This is a genomic window from Thalassobacterium sedimentorum, from assembly GCF_031127905.1.
Lineage (GTDB): Bacteria > Verrucomicrobiota > Verrucomicrobiia > Opitutales > Coraliomargaritaceae > Thalassobacterium > Thalassobacterium sedimentorum.
In genome coordinates this window covers 1-16,566 of sequence record NZ_JARXIC010000052.1, presented here as the reverse complement: position 1 = coordinate 16,566, position 16,566 = coordinate 1, and the positions used below count along the sequence as shown (strand labels likewise).

Genomic DNA, 16,566 nt, shown 5'->3' with positions numbered 1-16,566 from the left:
CTTCGGGGCGTTTTTCAAACAGTCAGAAGACTTCTGGCACGGTATCCAAGTCGAGTGCGATTTCCGCGCCTTACGCAAAGAAGCTCCCCGCCTCACAAAATATGTCCAAACCGCTGAATCGCTCATGGTCTGCGAAGATTGAATGCGATTTAGGCACGGCGACACTAGAGGATTAAATTAAAGGCTCCCAACTAGGTTATCCTTCTAACATCCATAAACAAAAACACTCGACCGTTACAATCAGACGCGGCAAGCTGCCATTTTAATGATGAATCGCCCTTCTATTATCACTAATACCCCAGCAACCGCTTCGGTGCTGCGCCGCACGCAACCACAAAGGTAACGGGGCTGTTGCTCAAATAAGGAAAAAAATCCTATTGCTAATTCAATTAACGTTTGTCTTATTTTGTCATTATGATGGGAGTGCATATTGAGCAAAAGAGTCTATTCGCTTATGGCATCAATTTAGATAATCGAGTCCGCAGGGATAATCCACTGAGGCGGATTGCCGAAGTCATCGACTTTAGTTTTGTGCGTGATGAAGTGCGTGAACTCTATGGGCGTAAGGGAAACGAATCAGTCGATCCAGAGATTATCCTAAAGCTGATGTTTTTATTATTTCTGGATAATGTAAAGAGTGAGCGCGAATTGATGCGCATCATCCCTGAGCGTCTCGACTATCTTTGGTTTCTTGGCTATGGTCTGGATGACGACATTCCCAATCACAGCGTGCTCTCTAAGGCGCGTAATCGTTGGGGGCGGGACGTTTTCGAGAAGTTCTTTGTGAGAAGTGTTCTGCAGTGCGTTGAGGCCGGACTGGTTGGAGGCGAAAAAATACATGTCGATGGTAGTGTGATTGCTGCGGATGCCTCGCAGGCTTCAGTGGTCCGAGCGGGGCCTGAGTTGATCGCTGAACTGAAGCGGCTGTATGGTGTTGAGGAGCAAAAACTGGAAAGTGCTCGAGAGTATAAATATTACAAACGTAAGAACAAATGTATGCTCAGCCTCACAGATCCCGATGCACCTGTAGTGCGTCACAGTAAGCAAGGCAGTGATGGAGTGAGTCGACCACGCTATAAGCAACACCGAGCCGTAGATGATGACTATGGAGTTATTACCGCTCAAACAACCACTCCTGGGGATATCGAAGAAAACATCCAATTAGAGCCAATCATTGATCAGCACGAGGCGAACGTTGGTCGCCCCCTTAAAACAGTCGTCGGTGATAAGCAATATGGAACGGTTGATAACTATCGGCAGTTACAGAAACGTGGTCTGAACACACACATGGATCACGGAAACCCAGGCAACAAGAAGGCTCTAGAGATGACATAGGGAATTTCGTATTTCTTTGAATTAAAGGCCTAAAAAGCGGCCAAACGTAGGATATAAAAATCTCCCCGTAACAACAGCTATCAGTTCGAGCTGAAATTCAATGACCAGGCGCCACTTTCCAACCCCAGGAAAATCGTCATCGCCTCGATTTCGGTTTCCAGTGCACGGCGAAATTTCAATGGGCTTGCGGGTTCACTGACGTATCCGATCTCGATCTGGAGCCGCTCGTCGATCACCTTGGCGTTCGCCCAAGCGATTACCTATGCCCTGCCAAAGTAATGGCAGGGCATAGTAGCCCCGCTCACGTTTGGATGCGGGGACGTAAGCCACGAAACGGTAGCTCCAGCCCCACAGCTGCTCAAAGCGTTGTCGGTTCCGAACGAGCGGATCAAAGGTTCACTTCATAGCGGGTGCTGCGTCCGCCTCCGATCGAGGTGAGCACTCCCTGTTGCAAGAGCTCCTGCAGGTCGCGGGTCGCGGTTGGTTTCGAGACACCTGTGAGTCGCTGATACTTACTTGCGTTGACGCCACCTTCGAAACCACTTGGCCCTGCGTCCAGAATCCGCCGAATGACCTTAAGTTGACGCTCCGAAAGTGCTTCGCGGTATCGGTCAAAGAATCGGGCCTTCTTCAGCACAAAGTCGATGCGCGCCTGCGATTCGTCTAAGGCTCGCAACAGCAGATCGACAAAGTAACGTAGCCAGTCGCTCACCTCGTTGCTGCGTTGTGCGCGTTGCAATGCCGTATAATAACTCGTTTTGTCGGCTTCAATTGCCTGAGAAAGACTCATTAACAACGGACGCCCCGCTCCCTGAAACAAGGCCTTTTCTGCCACTGCGCGCCCGACCCGACCATTGCCATCCTCGAAAGGATGGATCGACTCAAAATAAAGGTGAGCCAGCCCTGCGCGTATCGGTGCATGACGAATCTGATCGCGACTTGAATTAAACCATTCAACAAAGCCTTTGATTTCAGCGGGCACTAAGTCTGAAGGGGGCGCTTCGTAGAGCACTATCGGCTCATGTAAACTACAATAATGAGCCGAATATACACGCTAATCGGCTCATTAGAACCAAGCCGATAGGCACAAGCGATGAATTTCTGTCTTAGCCACTTACGGATTTTGCCTACTAGCCGCATCTCATTTTCTGAAATTCAAAGCCCAGGCGCCACCTGGAAACTGTCTCAAAAACAATTCAACTAATCATAATAACGCTTGTATCATTTTTTGATGGCAGAAGCACTATAGGCAGACTGGAATCAGGTCCATTGACTACCTGCTCAAATCTTTTTGAGACGGCTTCCTTGTGACGCCCGCCGAGAATCAAGCCTTCCGCCACGAGCGTCATCCACGCGTCCCCTCCACGCGATGCCTGATCACGCCCCTCACCACTCTCTATAACATTCATCATTGGACCTTCGATGTTGGATGTTCGATGTTCAACGTTCCCATCCCCACAGCTGGCTTGCTTCGTCAAAATCGGCATTTCGATGAAGAGCATCCAACTAACAAAGTCATTACGCACTTCGCCAAAAACTAAGCCAATGACGTACCACAAAGGTAATGACATGCCCCGTTTTTCCTCCCAAGTCTCTGGCAGTCTGTTGAAAATCTTCGTAAGTTCAGAGCAGGATAATCGCCTGGTTCGCTTCCACCAGCGAATCCCGAGTCACTGGCACAAAATTGCTATCCAGCACTTCGCACCTCACCTGACTTTTCGTAAGCTGAGGGTCGCCAAAAATCGTGCAGACCGCAGCATCGGCTGCATCCCGCCCGGTAGCGATCCTGATCAACCCGTTCAGCGGAGCAAGCCGCGTGGCATCAAAAATATACCACCAGCCTCCTATAAAAACCTCGAAGCATGCATGAAAATCAGGCGGATCAAGCTGGTAGGCATACACCGTCACATAACGCGCAGGCACACTCAGCGCGCGACAAAGTGTGATACCCAAATGAGCGAAATCCCTGCAAACACCCTGCCTCTCATGCATCGCATCCAATGCCGATGAAGTCTCCCCGGAGCTTCCACTCACATAGGAAATATTTTCGTAAATCCAGTCACTCACCGCGGAAGCAATCGCATGAGGCCCGTCAATATGGCCGAACATCTCATTTGCTTCCTGCCGCAAGATATCCGATTGGCAGTAACGACTGGGAAAGAGAAAAGGGATCCCTTCCGGATTCAAATTGCTCGTGCGATTAAACCGGATCTCCTCCACATTCATGATGCCTTGAGAAATACTCATCTCAGCCTCATAAGAGATTTCCAGCGCCCCAGGATTATGCGTCAAAAGCCGCGAAAAACGATTCATCCCACTGACGATGTGAAAATCCTCGATCTCCACATGCGGATTCGTCTCAAGCGACTCTCTGATGATTTTCTGGCCACCGGTTTCCAAGCACTTCAGTGCGAATAGAAACGTTGCCGACTGGTTGAGCTGATAGGCAAGATCACAACTGACTCTGAAGTTCATGTTTGGTATGGATTAAGAAATTTAGAAATCTGAGAAAACCTGCCCCCAACAACCTAGCAACTTTCGATCCTTTATCTGGATATCAAAAATATAACCCGATCAGCCCTGCCACCAAAGAACAATTCGTCACACTGGTTAGATCCTATCTCTAAAAATAGACCATGACCAAAGTCAGAACGATGCCGGCAAGGGCAACATACATGCCTCGTTTGAAAATTTTAGAGTTCGGCAAGAACATGAAAAATGAAGAAATGACGAAAAAGAGCAAGGAAGCACCAAAAAACAAATTCAGATAAAACAAGGGCTGCCCCGATCTCGCTTTATGCATCTTCGTCATTTTATCTAGCACCACTGGCAATTCCTTTGAACGATACGAGACAACCCCAGTTCCTTTATCATACTGCCCACCAGCAAAGACGATGTTTGCCCCACTCTCCTCTTCTGCCTGCAAATCACGAATCTTCAAAGCCCTCCCGAGAGCATTCGCATCCAAGCCTGGCTCCAGCTCACGCTCAACCTGCTGCTCGACTTTGAGAAAGTCGGTATTACGAAAGATCAAGACGACACCACTGATCGCGTACACCGCCATAATTCCAGAGAGAAAGAATCCTAGATAACGATGCCAAACCCGCATTTGCTTTTTCATGCAGACAGAAATACACCCCTAGTATATTAGAGTAAAATTAATTCTGGAAGCAGTTTCAGAAAACACCTCAACAGATTAACATTGGAGTCCCCCACGCGGACAGCCGCGATGTCGGCGTGGGAAATCATAATGAGGCTACATTCCTAGAATACCTCTGCTTATAGACACCAATAAAGTATACGCTTCCCGGGTGCCCCTAAAATGAGATACAATCAATGCCTTGGATCGGCTTTTTTTACAGAATAATTTTGGACAGAATGATTCTTAGGCTCGGTGCTTATTCACAGCATTGCTTAAGTTAACATTATTCTGTCCTAAATCATTCTGTTCGAATCAGCATCAGGCTACGTCAGCTTGGTAATGATTGTACCTAAAGAATGCCCTCAATGAATACGATCGTCATCGCATCCAATAATAATGCGTAAACAATAATCCTAATATGCAATGGCCTTGTCACAAGTCGCGCCCCTACGTTCTGACCGCCCGAACCGCTTAAGTCCGTGTCATTCAGTGCTGCCCCGAATGGCACTGACTTAAGCAGATTTTCGGTCGTGCTTACAATGCCCCCAAAGCACCTAGAAAATGAGGCAATCTTGTTTTTATAGCTAAAGCTGCTCGGGCGTCCAGTTCACAATCTCTCCGTTTTTCTGCTGCGCTTCGTAAAGCTGTTGCAAGGGATGATCTCCTTTAATGCGCGGAAGCCCTTCGTTGACCATCAAGGGCAAAGCGGAGTCCCACCACTGGTCGTATGACTTGCGAAGTTGCGACACGACTTCAGGAAACTGCTGCGACACATCTTTGGTCTCCCCCGGATCTTGCTGGATATCATAGAGCTGCTGATTATTTACAAAGCGCCAACGCTCGGTGCGCACGGCGTTATTACGATATTTATAGGCATCGCGCTCTCCGGTCTTCCAACGGCCACAATGGAAGAATAGCTCACGATCAGCCCAATTAGCTTGAGGGTCTTCCAACAACGGCAACAAAGAACGTCCATCGAGGCTTTGCATATCAGTTGGTAATTGTGCTCCCGCTAACTCAGCGAGAGTTTTGTATAAATCGATGTGCGCGACCAAGGCATCGATGTCCACATTACGCTTGAGAACCCCCTTCCACTGCCAGAATGCAGGAACGTGGGTGCCGCCTTCATTCGGCGAGTTTTTACGGCCCCGCATGTTGGCATTGAACGGAGAAATTTTTTCGCCATCTCGTAGGATGGTCTTCATCGACATCCCGTTATCAGTCATAAAGATGATCAAGGTGTTATCCAAGGCCTTCCATTTTTTGAGTAAGGCCATGAGTTGCCCAAAGTTGTCGTCGATATTCTCAATCATGCCATACCGAGCCGCGGTATCTTCATCGTAGCCTTCTGACAGGAAGTGCTGTTTGTATTCTTCAGGCGCATACATGGGACCATGGGGCGCATTCAGTGAAAGATAAGCAAAGTATGGCTGACCTGCCTCATGTTGCTGCTGAATCCATCCCTCGGCTGCATCAAAGAACACATCGGTACAAAAGCCTTGGGTCTGCACAACCGTATTATTGTGCAGTAAAATATTATCGAAATATGGATTCTCCTGATTCGCAACAAAGTCCCCATAGATCGTCTGCCCGATCCCGCCGGCTCCATGCATCAGCACTTCATCGAAACCACGGCTTTGCGGCCGATATTCGAATTCATCTCCCAAATGCCATTTACCAAAAAGGCCCGTAGCATAGCCTGCACTTTTCAAGGCTTGTGGCAGCGTATAGACATCCAAGGCCATACGCTCACGTTGTAAGATCGTGTGTGTTACTCCCACCTTAAAAGGAAAACGACCGCTCATGATGGCAGCACGGGTCGGCGCACAGGTCGGACTGACCTGAAAGTTGGTAAAGCGGGTCGACTGTTGATAGAAGCGATCGATATGTGGCGTGCGCACAATCTCGTTCCCCATGCAGGACAGGTCCCCCATGCCTTGGTCGTCGGTCATCACTAAGATGATATTCGGACGACTGCCCGCCAAAGTCTGGGCGGCAAGTTCTCCAGTCAGTAGCACGGCAGCACTCAACCCCAGCAAGCAGAATAGTTTCTTACAAATCATAAATAGGCTTCTATCTTTTTAGTTTAAATAACCAAAGCCCGCCCTTCTGACCACGCAGTCTTCCCTCCGTCAGGCACATCTTTGGCGAAATTCTTCAATTAACATACAACTCGCACGAATAAATCATTATATTGCTCCCTCCGTCCGCAAACTGCCCCCATGGGGGCAAGAAGTTCCTTCAACAAATTTGGGACGATGCAATAAGGTTTTCGGCTTCGGTCGCTTCACAGCAGGCCCCTGCTCAATACGTTTGTACAATAACTGAGCGGCCTCCCGCCCGATTAAATAAGGCTCCTGATCAAAACTGGAAAGAGCCACCCGTGGATCACGTAAATTCAGCGCACCAAACCCGATCACTTTAACCTGATCTGGAATCGAGAGATTGAGACTCTGACAACTGTGCCAAGCACTGATCGCAAGACGATCCGCGATGGCAAAGATTCCATCAAACTGCCCCTGACACTTCTTCAACTCATGATCAATTAGCTCAGCATTATGCGTAAAATTGGGGGCGATGATATGCGTCGTCAACCGGATACCAAATTCTGACAAGCCATCCAAGAAGCCCTTTGCGCGTAAACCGCTCGTGCTCACGAAATCTCCAGTCGAGATCAACACCACATTCTTACAAGCATTTTGCGCCAATACACGTGCCGCTTCCCAACCACCCGCGAAATCATCTGTGCCCACAAAGTCAGTCGAAAAGTGCGTCGTATTACGATCGATCAAGAGCAGCGGTATCTTGCGATCCACAACTTCCTTGAAATACAAGGGGCTAGCCTCTTCATTCACAGGTAAAAGCAGAATGCCGTCTACACGACTCTCCAGCAAGCGGTTAATAATTTTCCCCTGTTCGACGAAAGCCTTCTCACCTAGATTCCCATGCACAAGATCCAGCGCCATAATCATATCTTGTTCATGAAAAAAGTCGTAAATCCCCTCCAACATCGTCGGCGCAATCGCATGCCCCGCAGGCATAACCACACTTACGATCCCACTGCGCCCACTTTGCATACCACGCACCAAGCGATTCGATTTATAGCCCAGCCGATCCGCAATCCCGCGGATACACTCTTCTGTCTTCGCTGATACATTCGACTCGTTCCGAAGCACACGGGAAACAGTCATCATTGACACCCCCGCTTCTTCAGCGATTTGCTTCATGCTGACAGATGTTCTTTTACTCATATCTGTTAACTTCTGATCAAAATGTTAGTAATAAACAAGTAGATTCTAGCACGACCAAATCATCCAGTTGATAAACTCCCCAACTGAACTGCTATCATCGGCTCGCTTGTAGTCCATTAGTTCATACCACAAAGAAAGCCTTCTTCTCCAAACTGCGAAGCTGTACATTGTTTAGGCGCAGTTTTTTTGTCAGAGGTATTCAGTTGCTGTTTTAGGGCCCAGTTCTCTTCCAGCAAATACTCAATGACAGACTGCTGTTTTCGATTCACTGGTCTCGGCGTAAATTAAGCGAAAACGGATCCAACCGGCTAAAGTGGCTAAGAATAATGTGACCTGCGTTGCTTTTCGCTTCGCATGGCTTCGCTGCGTGTTTCGAACTTTTCAAAGCTCAACAAAGACCACGGGCGTTGCGATGGGTGTATTTCCCCAAGTGCTCTTTACCCTCAGCTGAATTGTGCTCTTCGATTCGGCGAGCGACATCATTGGTATGCCCTATGTATAGACGGCCACTTGCATTCTCTAATACATAGACGTAATACATGCCTCGATTCTCGCAGTCTCCAAAAAACCAGACAACAAAAAAGCCCTCCGATTTCTCAAAGGGCTTTAAATGGCTGGCCAATCACTTGTAGAAAGTCGAACTGATCGAAATCACGCCTTCGACTCGCCTCAGACAGCTCCAATTAGGGTCGATTTTTTTTTTGCATTATTGGTCGCCTTCGGCGGGGCTACGCGGAACGATCATTGGTCACCTACGGTAGCACTTCGTGAACGATCACGGATTCATATGATTTTGCTATCCGGCCAGTCGTTCCTCCTCTCCGTTTTCTCGATGATAGTAGTTTAACAGCCCTCCGAGCCGTTCAAATTTTACGACTGAACCGCTCCTACCCTTTGTTTCTCCGGCATACGGGAATGGTATCAGATTATCCAGTCCCTGGTGGTTCCGTTCGTGGTGGTAGTGCTCCACATACTCATCGACGGCCTTCCTCAGGGAGCGTTCTCCGAAGTTCCGAGGAGCTATGCGACGACAGCTCAACGCAAACAAATCATCCGGTCGAGGCACTCCTCTTTCAGGCTCTTCACGAAACGCTCGGCATAGCCGTTTTGCTCAGGCGTGGCCACGCGGGTCTTGATGGGTTTCACTCCTGATGCTTCCAAGGTCTCGCAAAATTCATTCGTGAATAGCGGACGAGGCCATGAAGAGTCCAAACTTCGGTTGTGAGAAAATCCGCCACACACATCGTCGCCATGTGTGAGCGCACGAATTGCTTCCACGTCGATTTCTTCATCCGATCTTCCGCTGGCGGGATGCCTGCGGCGCGGAGGATATTGCCGACCGTGGTTTCACTGACTTCGTAACCGAAATTCGAGAGCGCACCCTGGATGCGGCCATAGCCCCAGCTCACATTCTCCTCCGCGAACTTGATGCAAAACTCACGGATGGTGTCCATCTCTTTTTCCCGATCCGTTTGGATCTTGCGCTTCGCCGTATATTTGAGTGCCACCAATTTACGGTGCCAGTAGAGAATCCGATCCGGCGTGACAATACTCGCGAATTGCATCAGTCCCTAGCGCCCGAGCTTCTTGCCGCATTTTGCAAGTTTCCGTCTTTGGGTATTGCTCAAAGCCAACTTCACATCCTGCTTCTCCAGCTGTTCTTTGAGTATCTCATTCTCGGCATGCAAATAGTTGGTCACATCAAGCTGTTTGCGGTTCAGCCAGCCTGCAATTGCGGCGAGTTCCGAGGCAAAGCCGACAACCGAAGGCAATATGGTCAATTGCGTCTTCAAGGCGCTTTTTTCGTATTCCCATAAGTCGTTGGCAAGTCATACGGGGGCATCTAAAAACTACCTAAAACCCCGATTGACTTATTGTAGTAACGTGACTTCAAGTTCTCTCATGAGTGATGAAGTAGGTTTGTTCGGATATCTTGATCGCGTAAATGAGTTGAAACAGCGGCCAACCGCTCTTGATAAACTCAACGAGAGCATCGACTGGTCATGCTTTAAGTCAGTGCTCAAGGAGCATTTAAACTTCAAGGATCGTTCGAAGCGAGGGCGCAAGCCACTGGATAGCATCTTGATGTTCAAAGTGCTGATCTTGCAAAAATACTATAATCTAAGCGAAGAGGAAACGGAGTTTCATATACTGGACCGTTTCAGCTTCCAACGCTTTCTAGGTTTGAGTGCCTCAGACAAGGTTCCCGACAAAAATACGATCTGGTTGTTCAAGCAGCGCCTTGGCACCGAAGGCATCGCTGCTTTGTTCAACTACTTCAGTGGCTGCCTGCAAGCCAATGGTTTCGAAGTAAGTGCAGGGAAGATCGTCGATGCCAGTTTCGTGGAGGTTCCCCGGCAGCAGAACAGCAGTGAGGAAAACAAGCAGATTAAATCAGGTGAGGTTCCTGAGAACTGGCAGAAAAAGCCTGCGCGTATGCGTCAAAAAGATCTCGACGCGCGCTGGACGACTAAAAGCGGGCATCCTTACTTCGGTTACAAGAACCATATAAAGGTCGATTGGAAGAGTAAACTGATCGAGCGCTGGGGGGTGACTGCTGCCAATACCCACGGTTGGCTCATGCTCGACTGGCTACGCGGCAAGGGCATCGCCCCTCAGATCAACGAGCGTGCCTATCGAGGCCGCCCGCTAACTCAGGAGCAGAAAGACAGCAATCGCCTAAAGAGTTCTGTTCGAGCAAGAGTCGAACATGTCTTCGGGGTCCTAAGCAATAGTATGGGAGCCGATCAAATACGATGTATTGGTCTAGACCGGGCCAAGCAAAGCAACGACCTGGGCAATCTCGTTTACAATCGCTTCCGATTCAAGCAACTCGGAGGCTCGATGCTGAAATGAGAGCGAAAAATATGGAGCCAGTGGCCAAAGCGTCGAAGATTATTAATCAAATTAAGCTGCTTTAAGCCTCGGGCGATCATCACTTTCGTAAATCAAATATAAACTCAAGATTCTCAGGCAGAAATCGCTGTTTTTAGATGCCCCCGGTAGAGTTATCCTGATAAATAGACTTCACTTTAGATGAAAATAGCAACACCGACAAAAACCAGTTCAATGCGAATAGTCTCTCAAAAAGCTGCGGTGCTTTTTTTATGGCTGCTGGTCCAGAGCCTCGCGATTCCTTCTGGCTTAGGTGCTCTTTCCATCAGTTCGGCAGAACCGTCCCGCATCGAATTGACATGGGACAATGCTGCGGGGAGGCAATACGAGATTCGTGCCAGCGAAGACCTGACTTTCTGGGACGGAATCTCACCTAGCTTTCACTTGGGGACTGGCTCGGCGGTAACCAGCGCTTATTCCGTCGAATCGGAGCGTCAGTATTGGAAGCTTGCTGCCAATACCGCTGTGCCTACGGGTATACATGTTGCTAAGGATGACCCGCTTGCAGGCAAACTAGTCAAATACAATGACTCGGGCGAGCTGGTGGCCATACGCGCATTTGGTGTCAACTATTACGATGCCTTCATGCGCTACAATTCCAATGTAAACGACACCAGTTTCATCGAGGGCTTTGAGTATCTGGCTGAGCATAATATTCCGGTATGCCGTGTACTGGCAGCCCCCTATTGGCCCAAGGAATGGGCACTATATTTCGATGACCCGGATGAATATTTTCGACGGCTCGATCACTTCATCGCCGCGGCCGAAGCCAAAGGCATCGGTCTGCTACTCGTGCTCTTTTGGGCCTATCCAACTATCGGCGAACTTGTGAACCCGGCAGTCGAGGCAGGCGTGCTCGTCCCTGATGTGGATTTCATTCCTAGCAGTTCACTCAACGTAGATGTAAACGGGTATCCAACCTATGCTGAATACAAATCAGAGCTGGGGCGTTTGAATTCGGGGAGTAATGCTTTTATTCGTCATTACACCACGGAGATCGTGGAGCACTACGCCGATTCGCCGGCGATCTGGGCATGGGAATTTACCAACGAGATCAATAATGGAATCGATCATCCGAACATCAGTGCCATGCGAAAGCGTCCTGGAAGCGCCACGCACCAAGGCATGTTTCTTCCCGCAACAACGACAGACACAGATGTCTTGCCGGCATGGACAGGCCCCGACGATTTGACCCGTGCGCATGCTGAAATCGCCAAGCGCAACTTTGCCGAGTCCGTGCGCCGCATCGACAAGTGGCGTTTCATCACCAGCGGGGATAGTCGCCCGAGAGCACAAGCCTATCACAATTGGACAGAACACACTTGGACCCCGGACACACGCAGCGAGAACCTACAAGTGATGCCTCTGGATAATCCAGATCCGATGGACACAGTCACGGTTCATGTCTACCCGGGCACGCGCGGTGGCAACCCGACAACTTACTTTCCAAATGATGGACCTATCGTCATTGAGTGGCAAACTGGTCAGTACTACGAGCTTCTGAGTCATTACATGAGCGGCAGTGCTGCAATCGGAAAGCCTCTTGTTCTGGGCGAATTCGGGGCCCCGGGAGAAGGAACCAATGCCGATGAAAAGGAAACCTTTCACCGCTTCATGCAGGCCATCGTCGACTCCGAGGTTCAGCTCAGCCTGCTGTGGACTTTCGATACCCGTAACCGGGCATTAAGCAATTGGTTCATGCACACGGGCAGCGACCCCGCCTGGCCTGCCAATGAAAAGCTTTACCAGATCACCAATGAAGACCCAGACCTCTGGGATCTAGAACAGGCCAATCTGGAACTTGGTTCCTACTAACGAATCTTACAGCTTATGCGCCAGCTTTTCAGAGTCGTTCAAATCCAATCAATTATCTCCCTTGCAGCTATTTCGTTACATTCGTTGCAAGCTAGAACGTGGACCGCGACCGATAGCCGCGAACTAGAGGCGGACTACATTTCTTCAACAGTAGAGGATGTTACCGTAAAGCGGATCGCTGATGGGCCGGCGAGCGGGCGGAAGAAATCCAAAGCCGCGCAACTGAAACTGCCTCGGAGTAAAGGGAAGAAGGCGCACAGTTGGTCGCCGAGTTAATCCCTGAATACGGCGAACTCAGTTACAATAAATTTGAGTAGAGAATATCATGGGCAAACGGGATCCACGATAACCCGCTTGCTATCGGCAGTGACCCGCGAACGCGAGACGTGGCTTGGCTGGCCAATCACTCTTGAAAAGTCGAACTGATCGAAATAATTCCAAAGTGGTTAACAGCTCGGCAGCCCTTAGTTAGTGGGATTCCAAGCGTTTCGCCTATTTTCATTTCGATCATTTTGATTGAAAACGAGCCACTCCAGTCGCACGGAACTCAGCAAAAAGAGCTCTGAATCTTGCACGATTTCAATCATTGTTCACCTTCGGTGGCACTTCGTGGACAATCACTGAATGATCGAAATCAACTCTCATAAGGTAACTTCGAGTGCTGTTTCAGAAATATATGGTGCGATTTTTACGCCATTGCAAGCACCTCCTTTTCCTCACGATGATAGTAGTTTAGCAGCCCTCCTAGCCGTTCACTTTTTACGATCAGTCCGCTTTGAGAGTGAACTTGTGGGCTATTTGGAAAAGGAATCAAATTATCGAGTCCCTGATGATTTCGTTCTTGGTGGAAATGCTCAATATACTGCCCCACAGCCCGGCGGAGGGACTTCTCACTGAAGAATATCATGTGGTCGATACACTCGCGCTTTATGGCTGATACGAAACTCTCCGCATAGCCGTTTTGCTGCGGACACCCTACCCGTGTTTGGATGACTTCAACTTCGAAATCTGTGAGTATCTGGCGAAATTCTTTTGTGTAGAGTGGATCATGGTCGCAGACAAAGAAACGCCTGCCTTTGAGAATACCGTCGCAACCGTCTGTCATATTGCGGGCAACTTGTGCCATCACCGCCCCGTTCACCTGACAGCCGATGTGAGCGACCTCCACCTGTCGTTTCGCCAAGTTCATCACGAAGAACACATGATATCGAACCAGCCCGCGAAGAGTCCATACTTCTACCGTGAAAAAATCTGCGACGGACATCACATCCATGTGAGAGCGCACGAAAGTCTTGCTGTTCATGCCGCCCAGGGGGCACCCGCATTCACATCCCTTCGGGCGCATCTACGATACACCATCTCCACACTGCCGTGCTCCGTCCAGTTGGATTGCTTGCCGCGCTCTGGTGAAGGAATGATTCCTTTAGCCCTGAGTATATTGCCAACAGTCGTCATACTCACTTTGTAACCAAGATTAGAAAGAGCCCCTTGGATGCGGCCATAGCCCCATCCAAGATTTTCCTCGGCAAATTTGACGCAGAGTTCCCGAACAACCTCCATCCGTTCCTGTCGGTCGGTTTTCACGACCCGCTTACCAGTATATTTAAGAGCTATTAACTTCCGATGCCATCCCAGGATCGTTTCCGGTCGAACCAAAGTCGCGTATTTCTGCAACTGAGCCCACCCCATCGCCTTGCCTCGCTTAGCCAGATTACGGCGCTGATGATTATCCAAACGCAGCTTCTTACCAGTCGATTCGAACTGCTGCTTCAAAATCTGGTTCTCCTCAAGGAGATACTCGATCACCTTCTGCTGCTTGCGGTTCACTTGTCTCGGCGTAGCTTCAGCGAAGACGGATCCAACCCCCCAAAACCGCTAAAAATATCTGGACTTGTTTATTCAAGCGGACGAGATTCCGAAATTGAGAAAAGGCCGTCAAGGCGCATCAACAAAGGACTGATCGTATAAGTGAAGGGGCCAGCGTGATACTGACACCGACCACGGTTACGTTCCTAGTGAACTTCAAGCACTTGCTTGTCGGCCTCTAAATCTTGCTTCAATTCAGCATATGGAACATCCTGAACTGGAATCCTCTTTCTGCACGCAATGGCCGCCGCGCTCCCCGCGCCCTGCCCCATCACCATAAAAGTCCATTCAAGCCTCAATGAACCATAGCCCACGTAGCTGGACGATGGACAACCGGGCACAATAAGGTTCGTACATTCGTCGAACTTAGGGACGAGCGCTTGGTAACTAATCCCGAAAGGCTGCCACTGATCCTTCTCAGGAAAGACAAAGCCCTCATTGTAAGCAACCCCATCACGAACAATCCTTCTGACATGATGCGAGTCGGGTGGCCAGAACGCAACCCCAATAGGGTCACAAACAACTGGTCGATCTGGTCTCGTGGACAGATGAGATTCATTAATTACGTAATCAGAAATCATACGCCTAGCAGAACGCACATAGAGTCGTCGCGGCCAACCATTGTTATCAGTAAACTCATCTGCAGCATAGCCCCACGGGCCCCATCGACGACGCACTTGTTCAGGAACCGACGGATCATGCGTAAGAAAATAAAACAACCCCTGCGTGAAATTTTTGTGCTCAGCATAAATGCGTCGGCGCTCGGCCCAAGAACCATCAGGCCAGCCATAATTCATTCCATACAAATTCGCAGAAAGATCATGCCAGCTCCCAAGGTCAGTTTTACGACCAGGAAGTTGATTAATATCTGGGCTAAAAAATGAGTCTGCACCACCTGCTGCAAAATAACGGCGATATATTTCATACTTTCGCGAATCATAATCCTCGGGCGCTGTAAATGGGAGCTGGTTTTCTTTATCATCAGTCAGGCACATACGAAAGCAAAATCCCATAATACGCCTATCGCCGGTTCCAGGAACACCGTGGGGTTCATCAATAATCGTACCAATGACCCCACTCTCTGGATTCCCTGGTTTAACGTATGGATCAATCGGTAGCGTAAAATTCCGATATGGACTCTCCGCGCGAATACCATTCAAAGTTTCACCATAGGTATCGTTACTCTCACGCCCCCAAGTGTAACTAACACCTGCCATTGCCATCAGATCTCCCTCAATAGATGCATCTATAAAAACATCAGCCTGAATGATTCGACCTTCAGTCGATTCGATAGACACAATTTGTGCACCTTGTTTAGAAGTAGTTCTTATTTCCCAATTCGTAAAGACAGAGACTCCCGCTTCCCTAAGCCAGCCATTTATAACATTAGACGAAACATGTGGTTCAAATTTATAAAAACCAAAGTCTGAATAACCATAGGCCTGGGCGATACGCTCATAAAATTCTCTAGCAATACCACCCACTGCCTTCGAATTGTCGAAATCATGATTACCGATATCGGAAGCCCCAAGCCCCTCGACTAGCATTCCACCGACATGTGCCTCAGGTGTCACGATGACGACTTGTAATCGTTTTCGCGCCAATTGAATCGCAGCTGAGAAAGCCGCAGGCGAATCCCCATAAATACAAACATCAGCAATGCTATCTTTAATATTAAACATAAAACTATTATTTTGATCGCAATTATACTCAGGATCTCGACTTCAGATCATTCACAGAAAGGTCGCCTGATATAACGATGGCTTCCATAGGAATGAAGAGACTATGGAATTTCAGGAGTGAGATTAGAATAATCGATCAGTTAAATTTTAGCTATAGCGATTCAGTTGAATCGCATGGACAAATAATAGATTTTCATGCCCTAAATACAATGAATGCGCCGTATTTCACTTCCCCCGAGCAAGCGCAGAGCTTAGCAGTTAAAAGTAAAACCAAATAGACATCCACCAACAAGCTGCGCATCCAAACAGAATTTGCGATGACCACACATCTGCGAGCTCAAAAGTCAAACGGAATGAAGGCTACAAACCTCTTAGCGAAAATTGTCAAAACAGCCCCCAGAGGACACTCCACAGCACCTTTATAGCTTAGAATGAGCTCGTGTATAATCATCAAAAAAATGGCAGACCCTATTTAGGATCTACCAGAATGGCACGGACTTAAGCGGCTTTATCGACCGTTTTCTTCTTCGGTTTTCCTTTGCTTTTTCTGGATTTCGAGACCTTAAATTTTGATCGATGA

Annotated in this window: 17 protein-coding genes; 3 read left to right on the top strand and 14 right to left on the bottom strand. The window is 48.7% G+C overall.

The genetic code is table 11. From position 1 onward, the window contains the following. The first annotated feature begins 396 nt into the window (after positions 1-396). The gene (locus QEH59_RS17315) at positions 397-1,335 is read left to right on the top strand and encodes a transposase (RefSeq protein WP_308986641.1); all 939 of its coding nucleotides are present in this window, start codon (positions 397-399) and stop codon (positions 1,333-1,335) included. Positions 1,336-1,527: 192 nt separating this feature from the next. On the opposite strand, the gene QEH59_RS17310 is transcribed toward QEH59_RS17315, so the two are convergent. The 11 genes from QEH59_RS17310 to QEH59_RS17265 form a co-directional block, all read right to left on the bottom strand. Continuing rightward, positions 1,528-1,689 (bottom strand): hypothetical protein, encoded by a 162-nt coding sequence (locus tag QEH59_RS17310; protein ID WP_308986642.1) that lies wholly within the window; start codon positions 1,687-1,689, stop codon positions 1,528-1,530. A gap of 34 nt (positions 1,690-1,723) precedes the next feature. Further along, the gene (locus QEH59_RS17305; RefSeq protein ID WP_308986640.1) at positions 1,724-2,347 is read right to left on the bottom strand and encodes a Fic family protein; all 624 of its coding nucleotides are present in this window, start codon (positions 2,345-2,347) and stop codon (positions 1,724-1,726) included. 184 nt (positions 2,348-2,531) lie between these two features. Continuing rightward, positions 2,532-2,906: a hypothetical protein gene (locus tag QEH59_RS17300; protein WP_308986639.1), complete on the bottom strand. Its 375-nt coding sequence runs from the start codon at positions 2,904-2,906 to the stop codon at positions 2,532-2,534. A 52-nt stretch (positions 2,907-2,958) separates the two neighbouring features. Next, positions 2,959-3,810 (bottom strand): transglutaminase-like domain-containing protein, encoded by an 852-nt coding sequence (locus QEH59_RS17295; RefSeq protein ID WP_308986638.1) that lies wholly within the window; start codon positions 3,808-3,810, stop codon positions 2,959-2,961. A gap of 148 nt (positions 3,811-3,958) precedes the next feature. Then, positions 3,959-4,456: a PepSY domain-containing protein gene (locus QEH59_RS17290; protein ID WP_308986637.1), complete on the bottom strand. Its 498-nt coding sequence runs from the start codon at positions 4,454-4,456 to the stop codon at positions 3,959-3,961. 605 nt (positions 4,457-5,061) lie between these two features. Then, on the bottom strand, positions 5,062-6,540 hold the full coding sequence (locus QEH59_RS17285) for an arylsulfatase (protein ID WP_308986636.1): 1,479 nt from the start codon (positions 6,538-6,540) through the stop codon (positions 5,062-5,064). A 126-nt stretch (positions 6,541-6,666) separates the two neighbouring features. After that, on the bottom strand, positions 6,667-7,728 hold the full coding sequence (locus QEH59_RS17280) for a LacI family DNA-binding transcriptional regulator (protein ID WP_308986635.1): 1,062 nt from the start codon (positions 7,726-7,728) through the stop codon (positions 6,667-6,669). 388 nt (positions 7,729-8,116) lie between these two features. Further along, entirely contained in the window at positions 8,117-8,269 is a 153-nt protein-coding gene (locus QEH59_RS17275) for a GIY-YIG nuclease family protein (RefSeq protein ID WP_308986634.1), read from the bottom strand. A 494-nt stretch (positions 8,270-8,763) separates the two neighbouring features. Further along, on the bottom strand, positions 8,764-8,853 hold the full coding sequence (locus QEH59_RS19075; protein ID WP_425609262.1) for an integrase core domain-containing protein: 90 nt from the start codon (positions 8,851-8,853) through the stop codon (positions 8,764-8,766). A gap of 17 nt (positions 8,854-8,870) precedes the next feature. Next, on the bottom strand, positions 8,871-9,293 hold the full coding sequence (locus tag QEH59_RS17270) for a hypothetical protein (RefSeq protein WP_308986633.1): 423 nt from the start codon (positions 9,291-9,293) through the stop codon (positions 8,871-8,873). Positions 9,294-9,299: 6 nt separating this feature from the next. Beyond that, a complete protein-coding gene (locus QEH59_RS17265; RefSeq protein ID WP_308986632.1) occupies positions 9,300-9,521 on the bottom strand; it encodes a hypothetical protein in 222 nt (73 codons plus the stop codon). 109 nt (positions 9,522-9,630) lie between these two features. On the opposite strand from QEH59_RS17265, the gene QEH59_RS17260 reads away from it, so the two are divergent. Further along, on the top strand, positions 9,631-10,584 hold the full coding sequence (locus tag QEH59_RS17260; protein WP_308986631.1) for an IS5 family transposase: 954 nt from the start codon (positions 9,631-9,633) through the stop codon (positions 10,582-10,584). Positions 10,585-10,764: 180 nt separating this feature from the next. Then, a complete protein-coding gene (locus QEH59_RS17255; protein ID WP_308986630.1) occupies positions 10,765-12,438 on the top strand; it encodes a glycoside hydrolase 5 family protein in 1,674 nt (557 codons plus the stop codon). A gap of 688 nt (positions 12,439-13,126) precedes the next feature. Here the strand turns inward: QEH59_RS17255 and QEH59_RS17250 are convergent. The 3 genes from QEH59_RS17250 to QEH59_RS17240 form a co-directional block, all read right to left on the bottom strand. Then, positions 13,127-13,741 (bottom strand): integrase core domain-containing protein, encoded by a 615-nt coding sequence (locus tag QEH59_RS17250; RefSeq protein WP_308986629.1) that lies wholly within the window; start codon positions 13,739-13,741, stop codon positions 13,127-13,129. Then, positions 13,738-14,265 (bottom strand): hypothetical protein, encoded by a 528-nt coding sequence (locus QEH59_RS17245; RefSeq protein WP_308986628.1) that lies wholly within the window; start codon positions 14,263-14,265, stop codon positions 13,738-13,740. Before QEH59_RS17245 ends, QEH59_RS17250 begins: the two co-directional genes overlap by 4 nt. A 185-nt stretch (positions 14,266-14,450) precedes the next feature. After that, positions 14,451-15,986, bottom strand: coding sequence for an FAD-dependent oxidoreductase (locus tag QEH59_RS17240; protein ID WP_308986627.1), 1,536 nt, complete (start codon positions 15,984-15,986; stop codon positions 14,451-14,453). Positions 15,987-16,566 lie beyond the last annotated feature (580 nt).